Source organism: Candidatus Nanosynbacter sp. TM7-057, from assembly GCF_022828295.1.
Classification (GTDB): Bacteria; Patescibacteriota; Saccharimonadia; order Saccharimonadales; family Saccharimonadaceae; genus Nanosynbacter.
This window is the reverse complement of record NZ_JAJQJT010000002.1, coordinates 111,096-136,503: the sequence shown is the minus strand read 5'-3', so window position 1 is coordinate 136,503 and position 25,408 is coordinate 111,096. Positions and strand designations below refer to the sequence as shown.

The window sequence follows — 25,408 nt, the reverse complement described above, 5'->3', positions numbered from 1 at the left end:
GCTCCGACTGGCCACGCAGTTGTACCTCTGCGGCTCCATATCAAACAGGGCTCGAATATTTAACTCTCGTACAATTACATAAGATAATAACACAAATCTGAAGAAATATCAATTAAATAAAATTGGAGTATAATATAGTTATGGATTACAATAAATTAGCACTCGAACTACACGAAAAATACAAAGGTAAAATTACGACTAGTCTCAGAGATAAAGAGGAGCTTAATCGCGACAAGCTTAGCGCCTATTACAGCCCTGGCGTCGGCGCAGTCAGCCAAGCAATTGCCGAAAATCCAGCCGATTTACCAAAGTACACTTGGACAAACAATCTAGTCGCCGTAATCTCAGACGGCTCAGCAATTTTGGGCTTAGGTAATTTGGGGCCAAAAGCCGCCATGCCAGTCATGGAAGGAAAAGCTTTGCTATTTAAGCATTTTGCCGATGTCGACGCCGTGCCAATTGTGTTAGACGTTCACGAGCCAGAAGAAATCATTGCCACGGTTAAAGCCATCGCGCCAAGCTTCGGCGCTATCAACCTCGAAGATATTGCCGCACCAAAATGCTTTGAAATTGAAGAGCGATTGAAAGCAGAATTAGATATTCCAGTCTTCCATGACGATCAACACGGCACGGCTGTCGTTGTGTTGGCGGGCTTAATTAACGCCGCTAAATTGACAGGACGAAACCTGGCAGATTGCAAATTCGTAGTCATCGGCGCGGGCGCGGCTGGCACGGCAATCATCAAATTGTTAAATCTTTACGGAGCAAAAAACATCGTAGCAGTGGACAGCCGGGGAATTGTCGGAAAATCACGCACAGACTTGAACGCTGAAAAAACCGCGCTATTGGAATATGTCGATGCATCACAATCTGGCTCAATTGAAGACGCCATCACCGACGCAGACGTGTTCATCGGCGTATCGCGCGCAGGGCTTCTCACTCCAGAATTAGTCCAAAAAATGGCAAAAGATCCAATCGTATTCGCACTGGCAAATCCTGTTCCAGAAATTATGCCAGATGTCGCCAAACAAGCCGGCGTCGCAATCATCGGCACGGGTCGTAGCGACTTCCCAAATCAGGTCAATAACTCCCTAGCCTTCCCTGGAATTTTCCGCGGCGCATTAGATCACGGAGTTAAGAAAATCACCGACCAGCACAAATTGGCGGCCGCTGAAGCACTAGCCAACCTGGTTGAAAATCCAACCGTCGATAAAGTCGTCCCAACTGCATTTGATGAGGGTGTTGTTGAAGCTATTGCGAATGTTATTAGATAAGCCTAAGCACCAGCACCGTACTTAGCCGCATCACGAGAGTCTCCATCTATAAACAGAGCCACTAACGACTCCTGGTTCTGTTTGTCACAAGCTCCCAAAAATAGCACTACTTCAGTCACTCCAGCTTCCTGAAGAGATTTTTTAGTTTCACTTTCATCGGGCATATCTTCAATGCTGACTTTTGACACATAAACTCTCTTAGCGTTATGCGTTTGTTCTTTCCAGGCGTAAATTATAAACGGATAAAGCTCTTTTAATCTATTATTTAAGCCGATTGGCAAACCGACAGACTTATCTTCTGAAGTTGCCATGCATTTGGCGGCCATAGTTAATTTGTCCTTAATAATAGGCAGAATGTCCCGCTTCTTCTCGTCGTTTTCGTATCCAGTCATTTTATGCTCGACCTTTTTAGCCTCTTCAGTGCGCGCGTCAATTACTGCGACCACAGTACCGTCACCACCACGCTCAACATGCAGTACATTCACAATAGAATCTTCTTTAAGCCACGGAAACGTCTCGCTATCAAGTATCACAGTATCTCCCGCCTTTAGTCTAATTTCTACCAGCTGAGAGCTGCTTTCTTCGATTGTCAGCTTCGGTTTGCTTGACCTTTTTCTCTTAGCGACTTTCCTCAGAGATTCACCCGCAATTTCACCCGCCGCTTTGTAAGTTGTGAATTTTTCAGAAAGAACCTTTAGCTCGCCTTCTAGAATTGACTTCATTTTTTCTTCCACCACAGATTTGGCAAGAGTTTGCGCATTCGGACAATTTTCCTCAAACACAATTTCCGTATATTCACGAGCTAACAATTCCTCGTCCAGATCTCTCATCCCATCTACACAGTCGAGTATGGTTTTAGTCCACTCCAGATCTCTTTCACAATTAAAGAAGGCTTCAATGCGCTCCATACGCACACCACTTTCATTCCCAGACATCGCCTCAAGCTCATCGGCTTTAAGCATTGAAAAATTTGTCAATAGCTCAACCAAGTGACGTGTCTTTTCACGAACTGGATCGTATTCAGGTCGACTTACTCCAAATTCTATAGGTGGAAAAGCGCTGTTTTTTCTATAAATCCTATCAATCACAGACCTCTTAGTATCTAATGTGAGTTGTATATATTCAGAGTCGGCAGCATCTGGGTTGAGATTATTATTCCTCTGAAATTTCTTTACTTTAGGAATTTTATACCCCTCAAGATTGCAGTATTTCGGAACATTAACTTCCGCTATATTAGCAGGAAAAATCTTATCTAACGACGACATAAAAGCATTTAGCGAGGCTTCATATTCCTTATTAAACTCCTCTTTCAATCGAGAACTTACTTCGTCAAAATCGTAGCGGATCTCCAAATATTCAGGAGACTGGTCGTATGTATCCTTAGCCTGCTTAAGACTATCAATTACAGGCTCATATTTCTCAACCAAGTCCTTAAATATGGATGAATCTTTGGGTACATCTTCATATATATATTCAAGGAAATTGATAACAGTATCAAAAATTTCACAGATAGAGTCTTTCTCAGACTCTGAAGATTCGCTATCGTAACAAGAGTGTTCCGGAATTTCGCTCATAAACTAATATTTTATCAGTTTATGGCTATAAAGTCAATTATATTACTCTATTAACTTCTTCTAGCGTTGTTTCGCCACGAAGAGCCGCCAACACGCCAGCCTGGAGTAACGTCACCATGCCATCTTCTTTTGCAGCCTTTTCAATTGCTTCCGTATGAACATCCTCAACATCGCCGCGCAGGAACTTCTGAATATTCTCGCTTACAACCAACTGCTCCATTACTGGAATTCGCCCCTTGTAGCCAAACGGAACGTCATCCGTCGGCACCGCACGCCAAAGCTTAAACGTATCAAGATCTGGGCAATCAACATTCTCCGGCAAATCCTTCAAAACCTCTTTCACCCATTTACGAGTCGCCTCATCTGGCTCATATTCTTCCTTGCTATCATCCCACAATCTCCTCACCAGCCGCTGAGCAATCACCAGCCGAACCGCCGAGCTAAAAATCGGGTTTTGCCCAATCATATCGATCATACGACTAAACGCCGCCGCAGTCGAATTGGCGTGAAAGCTAGACAACACCAAGTGCCCCGTAATTGAAGCCTGAATTGCAGTCTTCGCAGTTTCATTGTCGCGAATCTCACCAACCATCACCACATCTGGGTCAAGGCGCAAAACACTGCGCAAACCGTCAGCAAACCTCTGTCCATTTGTCGTATCAATCGGAATCTGAGCAATCCCAGGAATCGTATTTTCTACAGGATCTTCCAGTGTAATAATCTTTCGATCCTGAGTATTAAGAGCGTTCAAAATGCTATATAACGTCGTAGACTTTCCTGAACCAGTAGGACCAACCATCAACAACATCCCGCGCGGATGAGAAATAACTTCATCAATTTGCTCGCGCTCTTTCTTTGAAATGTTCAAAAGATCCAAGTTCAGCATCGATTCATCAAAGTTAAACAATCGAAGTACCAAGTCCAAACCGTACACCGTCATCACGGCTTCCACACGCAAATTCAGCACGTGCGATGCGCCATCTCTATGGATTTCCTGCTGCATATGTCCAGACTGAGGCTCTCTGGAAGCGGTAGAAATATTCGCGCGCGACGCCAAAGTCGCCATAATCACTCGATATCTATCTCTACTAAGTTCCGCCACCGTGTGCAAAGCTCCGTCAACACGCATCCGAATTCGAATCGACTCACGCTGATTTTCAATGTGAATATCCGACGCACCCAGCAAATCCGCTTGGTCAATCAAATAATTAAACACGTCATTTGTACCCACGGAAGCCAAAGTCTGAGTAACCTGCGCCAGAGTATCGCTATCACCCTCCTTAGCAATTTCGATGTTGTCGTAAATCACTTTTTTTGGCGGATCAAACCTAAGCATAATTGACCGAAACGCCGAACCAGAAATTAAGAAGAAGAAGATTCGCTTGCCATTTTCAACATACTGATCTCGCATCCGCTTCATCAACGATTCAGAAGTTTGCGACGTAACACCAAATCGATAAGACTGATCTTCCTCGTTAAAAGCCAGCGGAACCAGCCTGCCTTTATACATTTCTTCAATTGTCAAAACATCTTTAAGCAAAGGCAGAGTGTCTTCAAATTCCCTCCCATCAAGATATTGAAGTCCTAAAATTGACGCTCGACGACGAGTAGCTTCCTCATCTTGCTCACGGCGTCGCGCCTGAATTTTATCTTCGTCCATATGAAAATTATACCAAAAAGCTTACGGTTTTACGAGTGATATAATAGTAATATGAATCCAGAAATTACTCTGTTAGTTCACAATATTCGCTCGACACATAATGTTGGGGCAATTTTTCGCACAGCCGAAGGATTTGGTATAAAAAAGATTATTCTTAGTGGCTACACGCCGTATCCAGAATTGAGTTTATGTAGCAAGGCGCCTGTTTGCGCACTTGTCGATGGAGAAATTCGGTCTGAAGATCCTCGCCTGCCGCATATTCGCGAAAAAATCACCAGCCAAATTCATAAAACTGCTTTGGGCGCGGAAAGTTTGGTGCCGTTTGAGTTTTACGAGGATATCAATGACTGGATTGAGAAAAATAGACAAACAGAAAACTTGCCAATTGTCGCGCTGGAGCAATCAAAAGACAGTGTGATGCTATCAGAATTTCAGCCGCCTGAAAAATTTGCACTACTACTCGGCGAAGAAGTCCACGGAATCACGCCAGAGCTTTTGGACAACTGCGACTTCACTGTAGAAATCCCAATGTTCGGCCAAAAAGAATCATTCAACGTGTCGGTAGCGACAGGAATTGCGCTATTCGGACTGATTTTCCCGAGAATGAAATAACCTCAACAACGAATAAATCACTCAAGTCTGATTATTGACTTTATTAAACATATGTGTTATATTTGTATGAGCTTTCTCTGGAATCCCCCGGAGAAAGTAGTCCCCTACATGAAAGGTTAGAGGAAATGTTTGACGTTTTCTTTATTCTCACAATTCTAGCAACCATGTATGTTGCATGGTACGCCTACAGGGCCCCTTCGGGGGTTAGTCACATATGGCACACGCTAGCCGCCGCGGCTGGCGTGTGGATGACAGTCTTTTTCATCTACTTCATGGTAGCAGAATCGCCACACCGGCCGATGTACCACACGGTGCTGGTGGCTTTGTTCTACTGCACGACGGCGGCCACTTACACTACCCTACAAGAGAGGGGTAAGACAGAAGTGAGGAATGAACTGCGGGACAATAAGTCCCGCTGACAGATAGTTAGCCCGCCAGAGCAACCAGCTCCGGCTGAGGCCTCTGTCAGCGGGCTAACTATCACTTTAGAACTACACACTCTTCACCCAGAGTGTTTTTTAATTGGCTTAGTAGGCTATCATTAGCATCCACCTTAAACGGCAGACGCATGGCTGATTTTTCTTTCTCACCCAGTACCAAAACCACGTCAGTCGTGCCAGCATTCTCGCTACAAACAGACTTCATTTTCACTAACCGCGAATGGTCATTCGGGTCTTTAATATACACAAATAACTTTGAAGCGGGAATTTCTGGCGCAACATTAACAGGCACCGAATGAGTTTTTGGCTGCGATTTGGCGACGTCATTCTTCACAGCAGACTTCGGAGAAACTCCATTTTTCTGATTACGATAAGCCTCGCGGCGCTCTTTTTTTACAGCAGAGCTAATTTTTGGCGCTTCCATTTTACGTCCAGTCGACTCATAGCCATTGATATCGTTATCTGTAATCACAATAATATCATCGGCAATTAGTTTACTTTCATTGCCCAAATTTCCGTCACGATCTCGAGCTGAATTTTTACCAGAAACTCGAATCACTGCATCCTGAACCAGCTTGGCGCCAACTTTCTCATACAGATTTGGGAAAACAATTATTTCACCCTCGCCGAATTTATCCTCAATCCCCACGAACGCCATTTTCGAACCGCTTTTTGTGACAATCGTACGAACGGTGCTAATAATCCCCCCGACTGTCATCATTCGACTATCGTACTCAGGAACTAATTGCGTCAACGGTTGAGTTTGCTCGCTCAAATACGTTTCATATCTATCAAGTGGATGCGCCGAGATATACAACCCCAACAATTCTCGCTCCCACATCAAGCGCTCTTTGTCGTCGTGTTTCACAGGAGCCTTCTGGAGATGAAGAGTCGATTGGACACTCGCCGCATCATCGCCACCCAACATTCCAAACAAATTGGTCTGCCCGCTGGCGGCTTCTTTTTGGAGCTTGGACGCAAATGATGTAATAGAATCCAGATTGAACAGCAAATCAGATCGATCGCCCATATCATCAAACGCACCAGATTTAATAAGTGACTCCCAGGCTTTTCTATTGAACTTGCTGGTTGAAACGCGCCTGGCAAAATCCTCAACCGACGCAAACGGCCCATCTTCGCGCGCCCGCAGAACTTCCTCGACCGCACCAACACCAACGCCCTTCACCGCCGACATACCAAAGCGAATTTTATTCTCATTCGGCACCACAGCAAACTCAACGAACGACTCGTTTACATCAGGGCTCAACACGCTAATTCCCATGTGCTTACATTCGGTGATTTCAATTGCCAGACGATCAGTGTCGTCATGGTCGCTAGTCATAAGTGCCGCCATAAACGCGTCGGGATAATGCGCCTTCAAATAAGCCGTCCAATAAGCAATCAAACCATAACAAGCGGCGTGCGACTTATTGAAACAATAGTTGGCGAATTCTTCCAGCTGAGTCCAGAAAGTTTCCGCAATTTCCTTAGTTGCGCCACCAACTTTAACCGCACCCTCGACAAACTCAGGCTTGACCTTTTTCATCAAGTCAATCTTCTTCTTACCAACAGCTTTACGCAACGTGTCAGCCTGACCACCAGTAAATCCACACCATTCCTTAGAAATCTGCATAAACTGTTCCTGATAGACCAAAATTCCATAAGTATTTTTCAGCGAGTTTTTCATTCCAGAATGCAAATAAGTTATTTCTTCCTCGCCGTGTTTGCGCCTAATAAAGCTGTCAATAAACTGCATCGGTCCCGGACGATAAAGGGCCACCATAGCAATAATATCTTCAAACGTAGTCGGCTTTAGTCCGCGCAAATATCGCTTCATTCCCGCCGATTCCAACTGGAATACGCCAGTCGTGTCGCCGCGCTGAAACAGCTCGTAAGTCTTTTTATCATCAAGTGGCAACTCCGAAAGATTAATTTCTTTCTTGTAAGCTTTTCGGATAATCCTCATGGCGTTATTAATAATCGTAAGGTTCGAAAGTCCCAAAAAGTCCATCTTCAATAGACCCAACTCTTCAACCTCGCCCATCGGGAACTGAGTTGCCACCACACCCTTTTGCGCCATTTCAAGCGGAATATAATTGACCAGCGTATCTGGCGCGATCACCACGCCACAAGCATGAACGCCATGACTACGAATCGTCCCTTCCAGCTGAATTGCATAATCCAAAACTTCCTTCGCAGTCGGATTATTTTCATATTCATTCCGAAGATCTGCGTCTTCTTTAATACTCACAGACAACGGAATATGTCGCCCCTGACTTGGTGGCGGAACTAACTTCGCCAAGCGGTCGCTCTCAGCATACGGAACTTCCAAAACCCTGGCAACATCACGCACTGCCATACGACCAAACATCTTGCCAAACGTTGCAATATTACTGACGTGATCCTCGCCATATTTTTTCGCACAATATTCAATCACTTCATCGCGACGCGTATCCTGAATATCAACGTCGATGTCGGGCATAGAAATACGATCAGGATTCAGGAATCGCTCAAACAGTAGCCCATATTTCAGCGGATCAAGATCTGTAATGTTCAGCGCATACGCAATAATCGAGCCAGCCGCGCTACCGCGCCCAGGCCCAAAAACAATTCCTTGAGATTTTCCCCAGTTGATAAAATCCTGGACGATCAAGAAATAACCTTCATAGCCCATATTTCCCATCACACCAAGCTCCATCTTAGCGCGCTCACGAACCTCATCAGACAACTTCGGAATAATCTCGTCAGGATCCAACTTTTCAGCCTCCTCCTTCGAGGCTCCATTGTAACGCTGCAACAAACCTTGATATGTCAATCTAAGCAGATACGAATGTTCATTCTCGCCGTCTGGCAATGGATATTTTGGAATAAGAATTCGCCCAAGCTCAATCTCAACATCACAGCGATCAGCTATTTTTTTCGTGTTACGAATAACTTCAGGAAATTCCTCGCCCCAGTGATCAATAATATCGCGCGGATCTGTCAAATGAAGCTCAAAATCCTTCAAGCTCATTCGCTTTTCATCGCTGAGATACGAGCCCGTCCCAACGCAAAGCAGAATCTCGTGCGCGTCTTGATATTCGTGCGTCAAATAGTGACCATCACAAGTCACCACCATTTCAATATCAAGCTCTTTTGAAAGCTTAATCAAGCCCTCGTTGATCTTCGCCTGCACGTCCCAGTGCGTGTTCGACTTCGGATGTCCGTGGTCCTGCAGCTCCAAATAATAACGATCCCCAAAAATTGACTTATACCATTTGGCAATCTCACGAGCACGATCATAATCATCCTCCTTCAGCGCCACGCCAATTTCACCGCTCGCACAACCACTCAGAACAATCAATCCCTCATTCAATTCCTCTAAAAGTTCATGGTCAATTCGCGGTTTGTAATACATTCCCTCCAGATTGGCACGCGTCGACAGCTTCATCAAATTATGGAATCCCGTATTGTTCATCGCCAGCACAGTCAAGTGAAAACGCTGCTTGTCCTTACCCGGATCGCGGTCAAATCGAGAACGAGTCGCCACGTAAGTTTCAATTCCGATAATCGGCTTAATTCCCGCTTTTTTGGCAGTTTTGTAATAGTCCAAAATACCACTCATCGTGCCGTGATCAGTTACGGCGGCAGCCTCCATCCCGAGCTCCTTAACCTTATCGACCAAGTCATGAATCTTAGTCAATCCGTCCAGTACCGAGTGAAAAGTGTGATTATGAAGATGCACGAAATCTGACGGCTTCAAAGCCGCCGACGATGATTGTTCGCTTGTCCCCTCAGTCATTAATAACAATTATAGCACGCTATTGACGACGTTGCATTGTCTCAATTAAGTGGTTGATAAAATCAGCCAACGGCGGGAAAATGTCGGCAAATTGTCCCAAAATCCAAATCAATATCGCGATCAATAATGTCGCACCCAAAGCACTTCCAAGGCCAAAGAAAATTCCGCGAACAAAATTCACCCAGTAAACTTGGTGGCGAGATTTATGAAAATCAAAGAACAAATCCTCCAAAATCGCCCGACGAGCACCGTTTTCGTTATCACGAACGACTTTTTTTGCCAACTTATTTGACTGTTCTTTGGCTGACTTTTTCACTCTTTCTTACCTTTTTCTTTGAGAAAAATTTTGAGAAAAATCCGCTCTTTGAAGCGAAGTTTTTGGCTAATTCCACGCCAATTGAAACTGTACTTACAATTCCGTTTAAGTTAGCAATTCGCTGGCTTATCGCCTCCACGTTTTGCTGAGTTTGGCGAATTTGGCGCGTTAATTTGATGATAGAAACTGTCATAGCGATCATCATGATGACAAAAATCACCATCAAAACCACTAATATAATAAGCAATCCGTTCATGCTATTTATTATACATTATTTTAGGCGATCCGCCAGATGAGCACGTAATTTATCGCCAAAATTAGGATCACGCAATCCAAAGTCAATCACTGTTTTTAGATATTCCAATTTGTCGCCAGTATCATAATAAGTGCCGTTCGTAATCTCTACGCCGTAAAAATCAAAACCATCGTCAATCATTTGCTGCATAATCGGCTGAATCGTAAACTCGCCGTTGCCGTCAAATTCTTCCTTGGCTTTATCTAGATAGCTGAAAATCTCGCCCGGAAGTAAATAACTACTGACGCTCGCCAAATCAGAAGGCGCGTTCTCTTTGCCTGGCTTTTCAACGATATTCGTCATTTTTATAACGCCGTCTTTCACTCCTTGACCATTGATGACTCCATAACGATCAAATTCCGCGTCATCAGTTATCTTCTTACATGACAGAACCGCTCCATCTAAGCTTTCTGACGCCTCAATCATCTGTTTGAAACGACTTGGACTAGCCGCAATAAAATCGTCTGCAAATGTGTAAATCACAGGCTCGTCATGATGAATCAAATGCGAAGCACAAGCCAAAGGCGTTGCGTTGCCGTATGGACCTTTTTGGCGAATATAAATAAAGTTTGCCATCTCAGCCAAATTCTGCACCTCGTCAATGAACGGCTGTTTTTTAGGACCGCCAGCGCGCAAATTAGCCAAAAGTTCTTCATTCGGCTCGTCAAAATGGTCCTCGATTGCTCGCTTATTCGCGCTACCGATAATGATGATATCTTTAATGCCAGCCTCAACTAATTCCTCGACGACGTATTGAATAATTGGCTTATCAATCAGCGGCAACATTTCCTTTGGCATGGCTTTAGTTTGTGGCAAAAATCGCGTACCAAAACCGGCAGCAGCGATGATAGCTTTAGTTGGTTTTCTCATATTTCAGCTCCTATTCCCTATTATTTTCAGCAATTCTAAAGTCTTTCGCGAATCAGTTTTTGCGCAAGGCTTGGGTTGGCTTGACCCTTAGACTTCTTCATAACTTGCCCAACCAAATAGCCAATAGCCTTATCTTTTCCAGCCTTGATATCTGCAATTGACGCCGCCGAAGCTGGATCACTCAGAACTTCATCAACGATTGCAGCAATCGCCGATTCATCAGAAACCTGCAACAAATTCTTCTCTTCGGCAAGCTTACGCGGATTTTTCGCGCCAGCCAAAAGCTCATTGAATAGTTCCTTCGCATTCGTACTGGAAACTTCAGACTTCTCTGTCATTTCAGCCAATTCTATCAAATCGTCAACCGCCACACGTGTAGATTCATTGTCCGTTTGCGCGTCACTTTCGTCAGAAGCTGTCAATGCGCTCGCAAACCAATGCGCGACTCGCTTAGCGGAAGCCTCGCCCGACTTTTCCTGAACTTCCAATGTAATCTGGGCATAATCCTGATTAGACAAAAGCGAATTGATAACAGATTTGTCCAAGTTTAGCGCGCTCCATTTTTCCCTATATTCACCCGGAAGCATCGGCACCTTGGACTGAATTTCAGCAATCACCTCGTCAGTCAACACAACTGGCGGAATATCTGGATCTGGCATATAGCGATAATCCTGCGCGTCTTCCTTTGACCTCTGAGAAATAGTTATCTGCTTGTCATCATTCCATCCTCTGGTTTCCTGAACAACTTCTTCGCCACGCTCCAAGATATCGACTTGACGCTTAAACTCGTACTCAGCAGCCCTTTCAACGCTGCGGAAGGAATTGAGATTCTTAATTTCTGCGCGCTTTCCAAGCTCCGTCGCACCCTTTTTTGCTACTGAAATATTAACGTCAAATCGCATATTTCCGTGATACAAATTACCGTAAGTCACACCCGCGTAAACCATCAATTTATGAAGTTCCGAAACGTAAGCTTTAGCCTCCTCAGCCGAATGCATATCCGGCTCAGAAACAATCTCAATCAGCGGCGTGCCAGCACGGTTAAGATCGACTAACGAATAGCCGTCGTGATGCGTCAGTTTACCAGCATCTTCCTCCATGTGAGCGTGGTCAATTCGCACGCGTTTCAAAGAACCATCTTCCAGCGGCGCATCGACATATCCAGCCAAAATAATCGGATTATACATCTGTGAAGTCTGATAGCCCTTTGGTAAATCTGGATAAAAATAATGCTTTCGATCGAACCGGCTAACGTGCGCAATCGGCGAATTCAAGGCTTTTCCAGCACGAACCGCCAACTCAACGGCGTGCTTGTTCAAAACCGGCAACATCCCCGGCAGACCAAAGTCAATCTGATGCGTCTTAGTATTCGGCTCAGCGTCGCGAGCGTCATTGTCGGCCGGGCTAAATAGCTTGGTTTTCGTCGCCAGCTGAACGTGACATTCGATACCAATTGTCATTTCATAATCGTCATATACACTCATTATAATGCTCCCAAATCTCTTAATGCCTGTTCAAAACTCGCCATAGCTCGACGAAAACTCTGCGCCGTCACCGTTACGTTGGTTTCGTGGGCAATTTGATTACGCAATTTATGTGCCGCCCAAAGCCCATTTTCATCGCTCCAATATCCCTTGCGAGATTTCATACGTTCGCCCATCGTTTCGCCAGCCACGCCGCAGTCGCGCATAGCTTTGTCCAGCAACTTGTCCGCCTTCATTATCGCCATCTGCATACTTTCCGATTTTCTAGTTTCGACATTGCGCAAAATTTGCCGCCAAACCCTCTGATACATTTCTTTGTCAATTTGACCGCGACCACGAGAAGTCAATTGAATGAAAATCATCAGCAAGGCGCCGATAGTCAACGCCGCAACAACTATCGCAACCATCAATCCATCCATCAAATCTTCTCCACTTCTGAAACCAGCTTCAGCAAGTTCTTGTCCGACTTGTAATCGCCAATAAGCTGCACGCCAATTGGCAATCCTTCATCACTATTCCCAGCCGGCGCCGAAACTGCAGGAAGTCCAGCCAAACTTGCCGGCACGGTCATAATGTCCGCCAAATACATTTTTATCGGGTCACTGGCATTCTCACCAATCTTAAACGCAGGAGTCGGCGCGACTGGCATCAATAGCGCGTCATATTCGGTAAATAACTTCTTGAATTCGTCAATCAACAACGTCCTGGCTTTTTGGGCCTGCATATAATAAGCATCAAAAAATCCACTCGACAATACGAAACTTCCTATCATAATTCGTCGCTTATTTTCAGTCATAAATCCTTCATTTCGACTACGACCATAAAGCTCCGCCAAAGTCTTTACTTCCGCCGCTCGATGACCATATCGCACGCCGTCATATCGCGCCAAATTTGATGACAATTCCGCTGGCACAATTATGTAATACATCGCCAGAGAATGTTGCATCATACTCAAATCTACTTCCTCAATTTCGTAGCCAAGCTGCTTCAATTTCTCCGCATAATCAAGCGTTTTTTGGCGAACTTTCGCGTCCACGTCGTCGGTCATACATTGTTTGACTAGACCTATCTTTTTCTTTGCAAATTCTGGCTGACTATTCCAAAAATCAGGCAAAGTCGTCATATCCTTATCATCGCGACCAGCCATAATTTCCATCACCAAGTCCGTATCTTCAGCGTTCGTAGCAAAACAACCGATCGTGTCCGTACTTGATGCCATCGCCACTACGCCGTAGCGACTAACCGCCCCGTAAGTCGGCTTAATTCCAACTACGCCGTTAAAGCTGGCTGGCTGACGAATCGAACCGCCAGTATCCGTACCAAGCGCGAACGGAACCACGTCGAGCGCCGTAACTACCGCCGATCCACCAGATGATCCACCAGCAACTCGCGTTTCATCTGCAGCGTTCTTCGTTGGACCGAATGCCGAGTTTTCCGTCGAACCACCGTGCGCAAAAGCATCCAAATTCGCTTTGCCAATACAAATCGCACCTTCCGCTTCCAATTTTTCAACAGCCGTCGCCTGTAATGGAGCGTTAAAGCTTTCTAGCATTTTTGAAGCGGCAGTCGTTGGCGCACCAAACGCCAAAAAATTATCCTTCACAACAAATGGCACGCCCGCCAATCGTCCAGAGATCTCGCCAGCATCAACTTTTTCTGCACGCTCCAGCGCACGCTCTTCCGTCAAGCTAAGCAGTGCATTATACTCCCCAATTTCACGCGCTCGTCGCAATGCTTCTTTTACATTCTCGACCGCGCTCTTGCCGATAAAATCACTAATTTTACTCATTACAATACCTGCGGAACTTTCACTTGATTATTCTGTTTTTCTGGCGCCAAATCGAGCAACTCCTCAACAAGAATCCCCGCCTGAACTTCATCCTCACGCCAGACATTGCTCAGCCCCGTAACTTGATAAGTCGGCTCAACACCCGACACGTCAAGCTCGCCCAACTGCTCAATATAGCCAATTATATTTTCCAAATCTTGGCGCAGTCCGTCGGTTTCGTCATCAGTCAATGCCAGACTACTCAAACTCGCCAAGTGCTGAATATCGCTGGTAGAAATAGTTATCATATCAATATTATACCACTAAAAAAAGCCGCCCATCAAAGTGAGCGACTTTATTTTTCCAAGTTTTATTACATTGAGTAATCTTGGTAGTTCTTGTAGCGACTGTAATCTGATGGAATAGTCTTTACTGAGCTGCCCGTGTCGTGCGCTTTAACGGCGATTGTGATAGCGCCAGTCAATAATACGACAGAAGAAGCCACAATCAGCATCAAGGACAAAGCCTTTGACATGTTGCGTCCCTTGACAATTTGGCAAATGAAGTAAGCGCCAGTAGCAACAATTGCAAGAGCTAATGCGTATGGCAAGAATTCACCCAAGTACAAACTCTTATAGAATTCACCACCGTCACCAACGCCGATAAACAGCAATGAGTTGATCAAAATACTCACCAATCGAGCAACCAAGTCTACAGCTGGAATAATCAAAACCGCCAAACCGCCGTAAGTTACCAATTTGTAAGCTGTTCGCTTTGTGTAGCCTTCACGCTCCGGAACAGCTTTTGATACGCGTGAGAATAGAACTAACGACAATACAGCCAAAAGCACAGCAAACACTGACGCTGCAACAATTCCTGTTCCTTGAGTTACCATTGATGGGGCAAAAAATCCGCCAACACTTCTTAATAACATTGATGTTGAATTTGTCCACAGACCGAATATCTTGGTTATGATGTCAATCAGCAACATGATTGAAATAATCGCCGAACCCATTGCCAAAGCGTATTCCAAAGTTAGCATCTTTGCCTTGCCCTTATTTGGGTCTTCATATGCGTATTGCGGTGGATATGCTTGGTAGGCATTTGGTTGCATCGGCATTTCTGGTTGCGCGACGTTTGTTGGCTGTGGCTGTTCTTTTGCTGCCATAATCCCTCCTAATCTAATAATATTTTTATTCTACATTGTATGGCGAATTTCTGCAATTAAGTCACGCAGTTCTGCCGCTTTTTCAAATTCCAAATTAGCACTATGTAATTCCATTTGCGCCGTCAGATCTTTAATCAAAGCCGGATATTCGTCTTTTGGAATTTTCTTCAGGTTAAGCTTTGGCTTTTTATCAGATTCTTTTTGCGGAATAATCGAGCGCAAACCATCGTCAATTTTCTTCTGAATAGTTTGCGGCGTGATATTATGCTCTTCGTTATATTTCTGCTGAATCGCTCGACGTCGATTCGTTTCGTCAATTGCTCGACGCATACTATCCGTAACATTGTCGCCATACATAATAACTCGTCCATCAACGTGCCGCGCCGCCCGTCCAATCGTCTGAATCAAAGCCTGCTCACTACGCAAGAAACCTTCCTTATCAGCGTCCATAATTGCCACCAAACTGACCTCCGGAAGGTCCAAACCTTCACGCAATAGATTAATTCCAACCAGCACGTCATACGTTCCAAGTCGCAAATCTTTCAGAATATCACCACGTTCCAGTGTATCAATTTCGCTATGCAAATACGCCGTCTTCACGCCGTTTTCCGTCAAATAAGCGCTCAAGTCCTCCGCCATTCGCTTGGTTAGTGTCGTCACCAACACGCGATGACCTTTCGCAATCGTCTGGCGAATTTCCTCCATCAAATCATCAACCTGCCCGTCGGTCGGTCGAACTTCAATCGGCGGATCAAGCAACCCAGTCGGTCGAATAAGCTGCTCAGCTGGCTTTGGCGAGTGAGAAAGTTCATAATCTCCCGGCGTAGCGGAAACATAAATTGCCTGATGAATATGCTGATTGAACTCATCAAATCGAAGTGGGCGATTGTCCAGCGCGCTTGGAAGACGAAAACCATGCTCAACCAGAACTTCCTTACGGGCGCGATCACCGTTGTACATTCCCCGAACTTGCGGCAACGTCATGTGCGATTCGTCAACCAAAAGTAGCCAATCGTCCGGAAAATAATCAATCAAAGTTGCCGGCTGCTCGCCAGGTTCTCGGTCGGTCAAATAGCGCGAATAATTCTCAATTCCTTTCACAAAACCAGTTTCCTTTAACATCTCCAAATCATATTTGGTTCGCTGACTCAGCCTTTGCGCCTCTAAAAACTTACCATTATCCTCAAACCATTTCAGTCGTTGATTAAACTCATTTTCAATTCCAACAATTGCCTTTTCAATTCGCTCACGTGGCGTCGAATAGTGGCTGGACGGAAAAATTGTCAATTGGTCTGGACGATCCAAAATTTCACCAGTCAAAGGATCAATCTTCGTCAGCCGCTCAATTTCATCGCCAAAGAATTCCACGCGAACCGCAGTATCTTGACCTGCCGGAAAAATATCCACAACATCGCCGCGCACCCGAAAAGTTCCTCGCGCAAAATCAATGTCATTGCGCTTATACTGAATGTCGGTCAATAAGCGGATAAACTTGTCCTGAACTCGGCGCTCGCCAACGGTCAATTTAATAGCCATATCAGCGTAAGTTTCTGGCGAACCAATGCCGTAAATACAGCTCACACTTGCCACGATAATCACATCGCGGCGCGTAAGCAGCGCAGAAGTCGCAGCGTGCCTAAGCCGATCAATCTCGTCATTGATTTTCGAATCTTTCTCAATGTAAGTGTCGCTCGAAGCGATGTACGCTTCTGGCTGATAGTAGTCAAAATAGCTAACAAAATAGTGGACTTCATTGTCCGGAAAAAATTCCTTAAACTCAGAAAAAAGTTGTGCCGCCAAAGTCTTATTATGAGCCAAAACCAACGTCGGCACATTGCGCTTAGCGATAATATTCGCCATCGTAAACGTCTTCCCTGAACCAGTCACACCCAGCAAAGTTTGCTCGCGCTGACCTTTTTCCAAACCATCGACTAACTGAGCAATTGCTCGCGGCTGATCGCCCGTGGGCTGATATGAAGAAGAGAGGCGAAATTTATTCACCTCTCTATTTTACTATATTTATGAAAACTAGTCTTGGCTATAAGTTTGAGACGAGCCAGAAACTTCACATTTGCCGTCAACCAAGCGACTCGGAACCGATGCCAACTTCAAGTCTGAGCACGGCATGCCACCTTGCTGCGTGCCCGCAACAATTGCAATTTCACCGGTGCCGTTCTTTGGTCCGATAATAGTATAAGCGTTCGTCAAGCCATATACTGCCGCATATTTTCCGTATGCACGGTCAATGATTGGCTCATACACAGAACCTTCACGCTCTGGAATTGACTGACCGACTTTAGACTTCAAGAACTTCTTCAAAGAACTGTCAATATCCAATTTATCAACATCACTTGCTGAAGTTAAACGAATACCCGTGCTGTCGCCTTTGGTTCGGAAGTCTTTATATTCTTTCTTTGCCTCATTTGATGGATCCTCGCCTTCACCGCGAGTTTTTTCCAGTGAATCAGATGAGTCTTTCTTTGTTTGGCTGGTTTTCACTGAAGAGTTAGAGTCACTATTTTTATGCATAGCACCAGCAATTATCCAAGTAGCCATAGCAACAATGATTATACCCATAACAATCACCGCCACGATCAGCCATTTATTAGCCGTTGATTTGTTCTCCACAAAACCTCCATTTAGATTGTGCTTTGATTGTATATGATGGATTATTTACCGTCAATGTATTGTAACCATAGGTATTTTATGATATAGTAATAAAGTTAAAATCATAAAATAAAAAGGATAATGATGACACCGAAAAATGTTTGTATTCCGCGCGAATTACAGCTTCAGGCTGCTATGTTCAGATTAGGAAAAGTCGATGATGAAATTCATGCTGGCTATGAAATTCTCCAAAAATATCATAAAACCGTGACTTTTTTTGGATCAGCCAGGATAACTGAAGATAACGAATATTACCAAAAAGCTAAAGACTTAGCATTTCAATTAGCTAAAGAAGGCTACACAATCATCACTGGCGGCGGTGGCGGAATTATGGAAGCAGCAAACCGCGGCGCTATGGAAGCTGGCGGAAAATCAGTTGGATTCAACATTCGCTTGCCACACGAACAATCTCTAAACAACTATACGACAGATTCGTTCGCATTCACTCACTTCGCACCACGAAAAATCGTTATGACGCTTCTGGCTGACGCGTACGTTTGCTTTCCTGGCGGATTCGGTACGATGGATGAAATTTGTGAGATTATCACATTGACGCAAACTAAGAAAATGACGCCAGTACCAATTATCCTGTTTGATAAAAAATTCTGGGGTAAATGGGATGATTTTGTTTGCGAAAATATGCTTCCAAATAAGCTAATTTCTGACGGCGATGAAAAAACCTACACAATCACCGAAGACATTACGGAAGTAGTTGAGCTAATTAGGAATCAGCGAACTTGTTGCGACCGATAGCTATTTCTTAGTTTTCGGCTCAATCCAACAAATTCCGCCCTGGCAAACCACTCGCTCCACAGCTGGATTATATGTGCGCGGGTGGTTTTTATATCGGCGCGTAATCTCAAATCCTAGGCCTCGCTTGCCATACGTTGTTTGCTGCTTTCCCAGAGGTAACTGGCAGTGATAGTTATTTATAACGTCAATTGGATTAAACGAAATCACTTGCCCATCAACATCCAAAAGCACCCACTCAGAAGCCTTAAACGGCGCCCATTTGTCCACCTTAGGCGCAATAGCCATTAGTGATTGATAGATTTCTTCCGCCGTAGCGTTTGACGGATCTAGGCCTAGAGATCGAATAATCGAGTGCGCCCTAGCCAATATCTCCGCGATCAATCGCACATCACTATCATCTCTAGTCATCTGCCTGAGCTCGGTTAATGCTCGACGCTTTTTCGCGTCACCGCCCAACAATTTTCCCAAATTTTGCGCCATTATAATTCCCTTTCTTGAATTGGCATAGCATGAAGTACTGTGCCAGCATATAAAATTCCAGCCTTTGCTCCAATTTTCATAACCACCGAACTAGCATTCGCGCTGCCCATAATCACAGAGTTTTTCAAATTGCCACTTCGCGCCCATTCGCTCAAAAATCCCGACGCAAACGCATCTCCAGCGCCAGTTCTGTCAATTGACGGCCTGTCGTCGTACATTAGCGCTCGCACGATGGTTTTTCCGTCGCTTGCAATTGAGCCGTTTACTCCGTCCGTCACCAAAACGACCGGAACTAATCTCAAGCCTCTTCTAACCAAGGCTTCTAAATCCTCGCCAGACACCAATTGCTGCATTTCCTCTTTATTAAGCGTCAAAACATCGACATCAGACAATAGTCCCAGCAATTTATCTTTTTGTGCAAGCTCTTTCTTTCCAGGATTAAAACAGATTTTCATATCGCGATGCTTGGCTTGTTGGAATAATTTGTGAAGCATCGGCATATTTCCCGCCAAAGTTGAAACGTATAGCCAATCCGCATCCTCTTCAGACAAATCAAAATCCGCCTCATGATAATGCGTCGAAGCGCCGCGGTATGTCAATATTGTTCGCTCGCCATTTGAAGCCAATAGTAACACCGAATATCCCGTGCTATATTTTGGCGAATACCTCACCAAATGCGTGTCAATATTTTCCTTATCCAAATCTGCAATTACCGCTTGCCCCGCTGGATCATGACCGATTGCTCCCATAAAACTAGCATAATGACCTTGCCTGGAAAACGTTACCGCAGCGTTTGTAGCGCCACCGCCAGTTGAAAAATGAATCTGGTTTACGTCAGCCTTTGCCCCCAAATCCAGTCGCGCAAAACAGTGTTCTGGACTCTCACAAACTGGTGTCAGTGCGTCCGATTGACTTAAAAACACATCTTGAATCGCCGCACCAACGGTGATAATTTTTGCCATTAAACCACCGCCTTCCTGACGGAATTAAACGCCTTAATCTTCGACTCCACCACTTCCTGTACAGCCGCATAAACTGGAGGCATTAATTTAACAATGGCGTACTCATTTGGATTTTCTCGCAAAGTTTTCTCCAGGGTTGTTCGGAAAGCGTAGCGCATATCAGAATTGATATTGATTTTAGAAACGCCAATTTTCGCAGCATCCTCAAAATAATGCAGTGGCGTGCCAGACCCACCGTGCAACGAAATCTGACAATGAATCGCCTCACGAATGTTAGCCAACAAGTCCAAATCTAACACTTTCGGAACTGGATATTTGCCGTGCAAATTGCCAATCGCCGCCGCAAAAGTATCAATTCCAGTCGCCTCAACAAACGCACGCGCACCCTCTGGCGTAGAGAAAGTCTTTTTTATCTCCTCATAATTTATATCTTCCGTATGAACATTTGAACTTCCGCCAAAATAATGCGGCTCAGATTCCACTAGCGCACCAGTAAACTTGGCATATTCAACAACTTCACGAGTCTTCGCAATAATCTCCTCATCCGAAGCATCGTGATTCGCCTGAGAAATATCAATATGGATAAACTCATATCCAGCGTCAATCGCTCGCTTACAACCCTCAACCGTCGGACCGTGGTCCAAATTCAAATACATTTCAATTCCGTACTCAGCCTTATAATTGTCCACCAAATCGCGAACGTTCTCTAGGCCCATAGCCTTCACTTCGGCGTCAGAAACCTCAACCAACACTGGCGATTGGAGTTTTTGCGCCGCGCGTGCCACCGCAATCAACGTCTCTTGATTGTCAATATTAAATGCCCCAACCGCAAAACGCTGCGCCCGTGTCCGTTGCATTAAATGACGCGCCCGCGTCGTGTTTTTCCGAATCTCTGAAATCGATAATCCCATACTGCCCCCTAAAATACTTATGGTAATTATATCAATTACCGCCCGCTATGCCAAGAGAATTGACATTATGTTATTTTGGTGGTAACATAAAATGGCTCTCGCTCGAGGCTTTGTCTAAGGGCGGAAGTCGCCCTTTAGCTTTGAGCATTCCCCGAAAGGAGGGGCTATGAGTCCTATCGTACGCGCGGCATATTTTGCAGGCGTATCGTTCTTGGCTATTATCGTGCTACTCTGTGCAGCATGGTGGGCAGCACTTATCTGTCTACTAGCGGTCTATGGACCGCTCGAGGGAGTGGCATTTGCGCTGGGGAGTATCTCACTCCTCTCGATTATCTATGGTATGAAACATCATCGTAGATAATCACATACCCGTCAGGACTACTTGCTTTGAGGTCTTTAATTAGATCTTGGCAGTAGCTCCTGGCGGGTTTTTCACTGGAGAAAATTGACAACACTACGAACAATTGAATCGACGTCCAAACCGTGCTTTTGCCACAATTCAGACATCTTGCCCGACTCTCCAAATGCGTCATTAACGCCAATTCGCTTCATCTTCACAGGCAAATTCTCACTAAGAACTTCTGCCACACTCGAACCAAATCCACCAGCAATCTGCCCCTCTTCCGCCGTAATGACGGCTTGGCATTTTTGAGCCGCGTCAAGCACAGCATCCTCATCCAGCGGCTTAATCGTCGGAAAATGAATCACTTCCGCCTGAATGTCATATTCATTCGCGAGCTTTTCCGCCGCCAACAGCAACTGATAAGTCATCACGCCAGTTCCAAACAAGGCAACATCTTTGCCGCGCCTCAACGTATAGCTTTTTCCAATCTCAAAAGTAGATTGATTCAGAAATAACGGTGTTTTTTCTCTTGGCAATCTTACGTAATTTGGGCGTTTATCTCCAGCCATTGCCGCCGCCATTAGCTTGGCTTCATTAGCGTCGCCTGGCGCCAAAACCACCATATTAGGCAAACTTCGCATCAGCGCAATATCTTCCAACATTTGATGCGTCGCACCGTCCGGACCAACGTTTAGCCCAGCATGAGAGCCTATCAGCTTAACTGGCTGATTGTTCAGACAAATAGTCGTTCGAATCTGCTCCCAATTGCGACCCGGACTAAACGCCGCATAACTGGCCGCAAACGGAATATTTCCCATAGCCGCCAATCCAGACGCCACGGTAACCAAATTCTGCTCCGCCACACCAACTTCAATTGCCCGCGGCTTCCCGATTTCCTCATAAAACTTGCCAAAGCCAACGCTTTCCATCAAATCCGCGCTCAGCGCCACCACCAAATTATTTTTCTTAGCAATATCAACCAAGCCTTCGCCAAAACCAACGCGAATTGCCGCAAGCTCCAAATTCTGCCAATTCTCCATTAAGAAACTCATTCGCCACCTCCTTCACTCAATTGAGCAAGCGCCCGCTCCGCTTCCTCGGCGTTTGGAGATTTTCCATGCCAACGGTAATCATATTCCATAAAATCAACGCCACGACCAGGAATTGTATGCGCAATTATCACGCTCGGCTGCCGAGAATTCTTTGCCTTATCAATCGCCTGAATTATCGCCAAATGATCATGCCCGTCAATTTCCTGCGCATCCCAGCCAAAACTTCGCCATTTGTCCGCCAAATCACCTAGCGGCATCACCTTTTCCGTATCACCACCAATCTGAATATTATTTCTATCAACAATCGCAATTAAATTCGACAGATTATATTTTTTCGTAAACATCGCCGCTTCCCAAATATTCCCTTCGTCAAGCTCGCCATCGCCCAAACTGCAGTAAACGAATCGCTCAGAATTGCCACCCAAATATTGCAATGAATACGCCATGCCGGCCGCCTGACTTAGACCGCAACCCAGAGGACCGCTAGTTGTTTCAATTCCCGGTAAACTGCCACGTTCTGGATGACCTTGAAGTTTGGAGCCAAATTTTCGCAAATTAGCCAACTCTTTTTTATCGAAAAATCCTCGCTCCGCCAGCGTGGCATATAAAAGTGGCGCATAATGACCATTGCTCATTACGAAAATGTCCCGATCTTCCCAATTAGGATTCTCAGGATCTAGTCGCATGGCATGAAAATACAAAACCGCCATAACGTCAGCAAAACCCAAACACCCAGCCGAATGCCCCGAACCAGCCTCAGATAATTCGCAAATAACAGACTTTCGTAATTGTTGCGATATTTTCTTCAATTTCACTATTTGGTCGACATTCATTAAAGCACGCTCGTTTTATTAATCTCCTGCTGCAATCTGGAGAAAATGGCGCGCGGATCTGACGATTTCTGAATAACGCCGCCAACGTTCAGAACGTTGACACCGCCCTGAACCAAACTGTACGCATTATCTACCGCCACTCCACCGTCCCAACCGATTTCTACATTTGGATTAATAGCTTTAATAAGTCGTATTTTTTCTAGTTGCATAAGACTAGCAGTGCCGCCAAATCGCCCCAGCTCACCGCTAAAAATCATCACATGATCTGCTATTTTTATCAATTCCTCAATCGTTCGCGGAACCGTCGGCTTTAGTAGCGCTAATCCCGCCATAATTCCAGCTTGACGAATCTGCATAAGCGCAGTCTTCACATCCCCCGTCGCCTCTGCGTGAACAATAATCATATGCGGCCTTAAAGCAATCAACTTCGGAACATACTCAGCAACATCATTGACCATTGCGTGAATATCAATCATCCAACCCTCTGGCGCCCATAATTCTGGAATTCCAACCGTCAATGTCGGAGCAAATTCGCCATCAGAAATATCAATATGCACACGCTCAACAAGCCCAGTTATTTTATCAACCTGCTCTTTGTATTGTTCGGCATTTTCTGCCAAAATTGCCGGTGCGATTACAGAATTACTCATGACAATTCATCCAACTGCGCATTACGCCTATTAAATCGCGGAGCATTCGCGTAAGGAGTGTTCAGCCATGTTTCCACAATTCCCTTCCACGCCGATTCGTTGTCTTCCAAAACTCGCGCTGGCAAACATAAAACATTTGAATCGTTATCTTGGCGTGTCATTTTTGCCTCGAAAGCATCCCAAATCACGCTGGCGCGAATTCCTTTGAATCGGTTGGCCGCCATACACATTCCTTGACCGCCGCCACAAATTAATATCGCACGCGGATCTTTGCTATCATCACCAATGACCTTCAACGCCGCCGCCTGCGCGAATTGCGGAAAATCGTCATCAGGATTTAATTCTACACCGCCGACGTCTTGAACGTCATAGCCGTTCTTAACCAAATAGGCAAAAACTTTTTCCTTCAACATAAAACCGCGATGATCGGAACCTAGATAAATCTTCATACTTCTTATTATAATGGTTATGCTTTATTCTGCAAATAATATCCGACGTCTGCTACCAGCTCGACCAAGCGATTAGAATAGCCCCACTCATTGTCATACCAGACCATAACCTTGATCAGGTTACCGCCAACTACCTTCGTCAACGGAAGATCGACAATTCCAGAATATGAATTACCAATGAAGTCGCGGCTTACCAAAGGCTCCTCAGAAACACCCAAAATGCCTTGATAGAAATTACTCTGGGCGGCTTTTTTGAACGCGTCATTTACCTGCTCAACAGTCACATCTTTCCTGAGAAGCGCCGTCACATCACTAAGCGACACCACTGGAGTCGGTACACGCACGCTAAGTCCATCAAATTTTCCAGTTAATTGCGGTAAGGTTTTAGTCACAGCAATTGCGGCGCCAGTCGTAGTCGGGACAATGTTTTCGGCGGCGTTGCGACCTTCTCTAAGATCCTTGGATGGCGCGTCCTGAAGTTTTTGGCTAGCCGTATAACTATGCACCGTCGTTAACATTGACTTTTCAACACCAAACTCCGCGTCCAAAATCGCCATAACCGCGCCCAAAGAATTGGTCGTACAGCTAGCATTAGACACGATTGGCGTCGCATTTTTTACCTTGTCATCGTTAGTTCCCAAAACAATCGTATCAACTCCCTCAGACTTCGTCGGACCACTGATAACCACACGCTTTGCGCCAGCCGTTAAGTGCTTGCCCGCGCCATCTTTATCGGTGAAAAATCCTGTTGATTCAATCACCACATCAATTCCTAAATCTCGCCACGGCAGATTTTCTGGATCTTTCTCAGCCAGCACCTTAACCGACTTGCCCTCAATAATCAGCTCGTTTTCCGTAAAATCAACCTGACGTCCGTACTCGCCGTAATTGCTATCATGCTTCAACAAATACGCCAAAGTTTTCGTGTCAGTCAAATCATTGATCGCAACAATTTCCAAGTCGCTTCGCTCGTTCGCAATCTTAAACGCATTGCGTCCGATTCGCCCGAAGCCGTTAATTGCTATTCTCGTTACAGCCATATCGCCCTCCCTGTTAGATATTTTCG

Annotated in this window: 24 protein-coding genes; 3 read left to right on the top strand and 21 right to left on the bottom strand. The window is 45.1% G+C overall.

Going from position 1 to position 25,408, the window contains the following annotated elements:
* The first annotated feature begins 140 nt into the window (after positions 1-140).
* Complete coding sequence (locus LRM45_RS03345) at positions 141-1,274, top strand: NAD(P)-dependent malic enzyme (RefSeq protein ID WP_129635289.1); 1,134 nt, start codon at positions 141-143, stop codon at positions 1,272-1,274.
* A gap of 2 nt (positions 1,275-1,276) precedes the next feature.
* Here the strand turns inward: LRM45_RS03345 and LRM45_RS03340 are convergent, their stop codons facing one another.
* Entirely contained in the window at positions 1,277-2,848 is a 1,572-nt protein-coding gene (locus LRM45_RS03340; protein WP_243826756.1) for a hypothetical protein, read from the bottom strand.
* Between the two features lie 37 nt (positions 2,849-2,885).
* Entirely contained in the window at positions 2,886-4,508 is a 1,623-nt protein-coding gene (locus LRM45_RS03335; protein WP_243826755.1) for a GspE/PulE family protein, read from the bottom strand.
* Positions 4,509-4,559: 51 nt separating this feature from the next.
* Here LRM45_RS03335 and LRM45_RS03330 point away from each other — a divergent pair, with 51 nt between their 5' ends.
* The gene (locus LRM45_RS03330; protein ID WP_243826754.1) at positions 4,560-5,120 is read left to right on the top strand and encodes a TrmH family RNA methyltransferase; all 561 of its coding nucleotides are present in this window, start codon (positions 4,560-4,562) and stop codon (positions 5,118-5,120) included.
* 480 nt (positions 5,121-5,600) lie between these two features.
* On the opposite strand, the gene dnaE is transcribed toward LRM45_RS03330, so the two are convergent.
* The 11 genes from dnaE to LRM45_RS03275 all read right to left on the bottom strand — a co-directional run bounded on the left by dnaE (position 5,601) and on the right by LRM45_RS03275 (position 17,870).
* Entirely contained in the window at positions 5,601-9,341 is a 3,741-nt protein-coding gene (gene dnaE / locus LRM45_RS03325; RefSeq protein WP_243826753.1) for a DNA polymerase III subunit alpha, read from the bottom strand.
* A gap of 19 nt (positions 9,342-9,360) precedes the next feature.
* Positions 9,361-9,657, bottom strand: coding sequence for a DUF5665 domain-containing protein (locus LRM45_RS04230; RefSeq protein ID WP_129635164.1), 297 nt, complete (start codon positions 9,655-9,657; stop codon positions 9,361-9,363).
* On the bottom strand, positions 9,626-9,913 hold the full coding sequence (locus tag LRM45_RS03315; RefSeq protein WP_243826752.1) for a hypothetical protein: 288 nt from the start codon (positions 9,911-9,913) through the stop codon (positions 9,626-9,628). The genes LRM45_RS04230 and LRM45_RS03315 overlap by 32 nt, the downstream gene beginning before the upstream one ends.
* A 15-nt stretch (positions 9,914-9,928) precedes the next feature.
* A complete protein-coding gene (locus LRM45_RS03310; RefSeq protein WP_243826751.1) occupies positions 9,929-10,822 on the bottom strand; it encodes a UTP--glucose-1-phosphate uridylyltransferase in 894 nt (297 codons plus the stop codon).
* Positions 10,823-10,857: 35 nt separating this feature from the next.
* The gene (gene gatB, locus LRM45_RS03305) at positions 10,858-12,306 is read right to left on the bottom strand and encodes an Asp-tRNA(Asn)/Glu-tRNA(Gln) amidotransferase subunit GatB (protein ID WP_243826750.1); all 1,449 of its coding nucleotides are present in this window, start codon (positions 12,304-12,306) and stop codon (positions 10,858-10,860) included.
* Positions 12,306-12,725, bottom strand: a complete 420-nt coding sequence (locus LRM45_RS03300; RefSeq protein WP_243826749.1) for a hypothetical protein — start codon at positions 12,723-12,725, stop codon at positions 12,306-12,308. The genes gatB and LRM45_RS03300 overlap by 1 nt, the downstream gene beginning before the upstream one ends.
* Positions 12,725-14,095, bottom strand: a complete 1,371-nt coding sequence (gene gatA / locus LRM45_RS03295; protein ID WP_243826748.1) for an Asp-tRNA(Asn)/Glu-tRNA(Gln) amidotransferase subunit GatA — start codon at positions 14,093-14,095, stop codon at positions 12,725-12,727. The genes LRM45_RS03300 and gatA overlap by 1 nt, the downstream gene beginning before the upstream one ends.
* On the bottom strand, positions 14,095-14,382 hold the full coding sequence (gatC, locus tag LRM45_RS03290) for an Asp-tRNA(Asn)/Glu-tRNA(Gln) amidotransferase subunit GatC (protein WP_243826747.1): 288 nt from the start codon (positions 14,380-14,382) through the stop codon (positions 14,095-14,097). Before gatC ends, gatA begins: the two co-directional genes overlap by 1 nt.
* A 65-nt stretch (positions 14,383-14,447) precedes the next feature.
* The gene (locus LRM45_RS03285) at positions 14,448-15,242 is read right to left on the bottom strand and encodes a hypothetical protein (RefSeq protein ID WP_243826746.1); all 795 of its coding nucleotides are present in this window, start codon (positions 15,240-15,242) and stop codon (positions 14,448-14,450) included.
* Between the two features lie 30 nt (positions 15,243-15,272).
* Positions 15,273-17,243, bottom strand: a complete 1,971-nt coding sequence (gene uvrB / locus LRM45_RS03280; RefSeq protein WP_243826745.1) for an excinuclease ABC subunit UvrB — start codon at positions 17,241-17,243, stop codon at positions 15,273-15,275.
* 27 nt (positions 17,244-17,270) lie between these two features.
* Positions 17,271-17,870, bottom strand: coding sequence for a hypothetical protein (locus tag LRM45_RS03275; protein ID WP_243826744.1), 600 nt, complete (start codon positions 17,868-17,870; stop codon positions 17,271-17,273).
* A 120-nt stretch (positions 17,871-17,990) separates the two neighbouring features.
* Between LRM45_RS03275 and LRM45_RS03270 the strand changes: the two genes are divergently transcribed.
* Positions 17,991-18,662 (top strand): LOG family protein, encoded by a 672-nt coding sequence (locus LRM45_RS03270; protein ID WP_243826743.1) that lies wholly within the window; start codon positions 17,991-17,993, stop codon positions 18,660-18,662.
* Here LRM45_RS03270 and LRM45_RS03265 read toward each other — a convergent pair whose 3' ends face one another.
* From LRM45_RS03265 to gap, 8 genes are all read right to left on the bottom strand, one after another.
* Entirely contained in the window at positions 18,663-19,142 is a 480-nt protein-coding gene (locus tag LRM45_RS03265; RefSeq protein ID WP_243826742.1) for a hypothetical protein, read from the bottom strand.
* Positions 19,142-20,104, bottom strand: a complete 963-nt coding sequence (locus tag LRM45_RS03260) for a carbohydrate kinase family protein (protein ID WP_129744505.1) — start codon at positions 20,102-20,104, stop codon at positions 19,142-19,144. Before LRM45_RS03260 ends, LRM45_RS03265 begins: the two co-directional genes overlap by 1 nt.
* Positions 20,104-21,015: a class II fructose-bisphosphate aldolase gene (locus tag LRM45_RS03255; RefSeq protein WP_243826741.1), complete on the bottom strand. Its 912-nt coding sequence runs from the start codon at positions 21,013-21,015 to the stop codon at positions 20,104-20,106. Before LRM45_RS03255 ends, LRM45_RS03260 begins: the two co-directional genes overlap by 1 nt.
* Positions 21,016-21,447: 432 nt before the next feature.
* A complete protein-coding gene (locus LRM45_RS03250; RefSeq protein WP_243826740.1) occupies positions 21,448-22,410 on the bottom strand; it encodes a transketolase family protein in 963 nt (320 codons plus the stop codon).
* Positions 22,407-23,243, bottom strand: coding sequence for a transketolase (locus LRM45_RS03245; protein WP_243826739.1), 837 nt, complete (start codon positions 23,241-23,243; stop codon positions 22,407-22,409). Before LRM45_RS03245 ends, LRM45_RS03250 begins: the two co-directional genes overlap by 4 nt.
* Positions 23,243-23,893, bottom strand: a complete 651-nt coding sequence (locus tag LRM45_RS03240; RefSeq protein WP_243826738.1) for a ribulose-phosphate 3-epimerase — start codon at positions 23,891-23,893, stop codon at positions 23,243-23,245. The genes LRM45_RS03245 and LRM45_RS03240 overlap by 1 nt, the downstream gene beginning before the upstream one ends.
* Positions 23,890-24,342, bottom strand: coding sequence for an RpiB/LacA/LacB family sugar-phosphate isomerase (locus LRM45_RS03235; protein ID WP_129631214.1), 453 nt, complete (start codon positions 24,340-24,342; stop codon positions 23,890-23,892). The genes LRM45_RS03240 and LRM45_RS03235 overlap by 4 nt, the downstream gene beginning before the upstream one ends.
* Before the next feature lie 17 nt (positions 24,343-24,359).
* Positions 24,360-25,382 (bottom strand): type I glyceraldehyde-3-phosphate dehydrogenase, encoded by a 1,023-nt coding sequence (gap, locus tag LRM45_RS03230; RefSeq protein ID WP_243826737.1) that lies wholly within the window; start codon positions 25,380-25,382, stop codon positions 24,360-24,362.
* Positions 25,383-25,408 lie beyond the last annotated feature (26 nt).

Bases quoted from the DNA above. Each gene is read 5' to 3' on its own strand.
- LRM45_RS03340 (WP_243826756.1), bottom strand. From the start codon at position 2,848: ATGAGCGAAATTCCGGAACACTCTTGTTACGATAGCGAATCTTCAGAG.
- gatA (WP_243826748.1), bottom strand. From the start codon at position 14,095: ATGAGTAAAATTAGTGATTTTATCGGCAAGAGCGCGGTCGAGAATGTA.
- LRM45_RS03345 (WP_129635289.1), top strand. From the start codon at position 141: ATGGATTACAATAAATTAGCACTCGAACTACACGAAAAATACAAAGGT.
- LRM45_RS03300 (WP_243826749.1), bottom strand. From the start codon at position 12,725: ATGGATGGATTGATGGTTGCGATAGTTGTTGCGGCGTTGACTATCGGC.
- gatC (WP_243826747.1), bottom strand. From the start codon at position 14,382: ATGATAACTATTTCTACCAGCGATATTCAGCACTTGGCGAGTTTGAGT.
- LRM45_RS03240 (WP_243826738.1), bottom strand. From the start codon at position 23,893: ATGAGTAATTCTGTAATCGCACCGGCAATTTTGGCAGAAAATGCCGAA.
- LRM45_RS03250 (WP_243826740.1), bottom strand. From the start codon at position 22,410: ATGAGTTTCTTAATGGAGAATTGGCAGAATTTGGAGCTTGCGGCAATT.
- LRM45_RS03330 (WP_243826754.1), top strand. From the start codon at position 4,560: ATGAATCCAGAAATTACTCTGTTAGTTCACAATATTCGCTCGACACAT.
- LRM45_RS03245 (WP_243826739.1), bottom strand. From the start codon at position 23,243: ATGAATGTCGACCAAATAGTGAAATTGAAGAAAATATCGCAACAATTA.
- LRM45_RS03235 (WP_129631214.1), bottom strand. From the start codon at position 24,342: ATGAAGATTTATCTAGGTTCCGATCATCGCGGTTTTATGTTGAAGGAA.
- LRM45_RS03315 (WP_243826752.1), bottom strand. From the start codon at position 9,913: ATGAACGGATTGCTTATTATATTAGTGGTTTTGATGGTGATTTTTGTC.
- LRM45_RS03255 (WP_243826741.1), bottom strand. From the start codon at position 21,015: ATGGGATTATCGATTTCAGAGATTCGGAAAAACACGACGCGGGCGCGT.
- LRM45_RS03270 (WP_243826743.1), top strand. From the start codon at position 17,991: ATGATGACACCGAAAAATGTTTGTATTCCGCGCGAATTACAGCTTCAG.
- LRM45_RS03265 (WP_243826742.1), bottom strand. From the start codon at position 19,142: ATGGCGCAAAATTTGGGAAAATTGTTGGGCGGTGACGCGAAAAAGCGT.
- dnaE (WP_243826753.1), bottom strand. From the start codon at position 9,341: ATGACTGAGGGGACAAGCGAACAATCATCGTCGGCGGCTTTGAAGCCG.
- LRM45_RS03260 (WP_129744505.1), bottom strand. From the start codon at position 20,104: ATGGCAAAAATTATCACCGTTGGTGCGGCGATTCAAGATGTGTTTTTA.
- gatB (WP_243826750.1), bottom strand. From the start codon at position 12,306: ATGAGTGTATATGACGATTATGAAATGACAATTGGTATCGAATGTCAC.
- LRM45_RS03285 (WP_243826746.1), bottom strand. From the start codon at position 15,242: ATGGCAGCAAAAGAACAGCCACAGCCAACAAACGTCGCGCAACCAGAA.
- LRM45_RS03310 (WP_243826751.1), bottom strand. From the start codon at position 10,822: ATGAGAAAACCAACTAAAGCTATCATCGCTGCTGCCGGTTTTGGTACG.
- gap (WP_243826737.1), bottom strand. From the start codon at position 25,382: ATGGCTGTAACGAGAATAGCAATTAACGGCTTCGGGCGAATCGGACGC.
- LRM45_RS03335 (WP_243826755.1), bottom strand. From the start codon at position 4,508: ATGGACGAAGATAAAATTCAGGCGCGACGCCGTGAGCAAGATGAGGAA.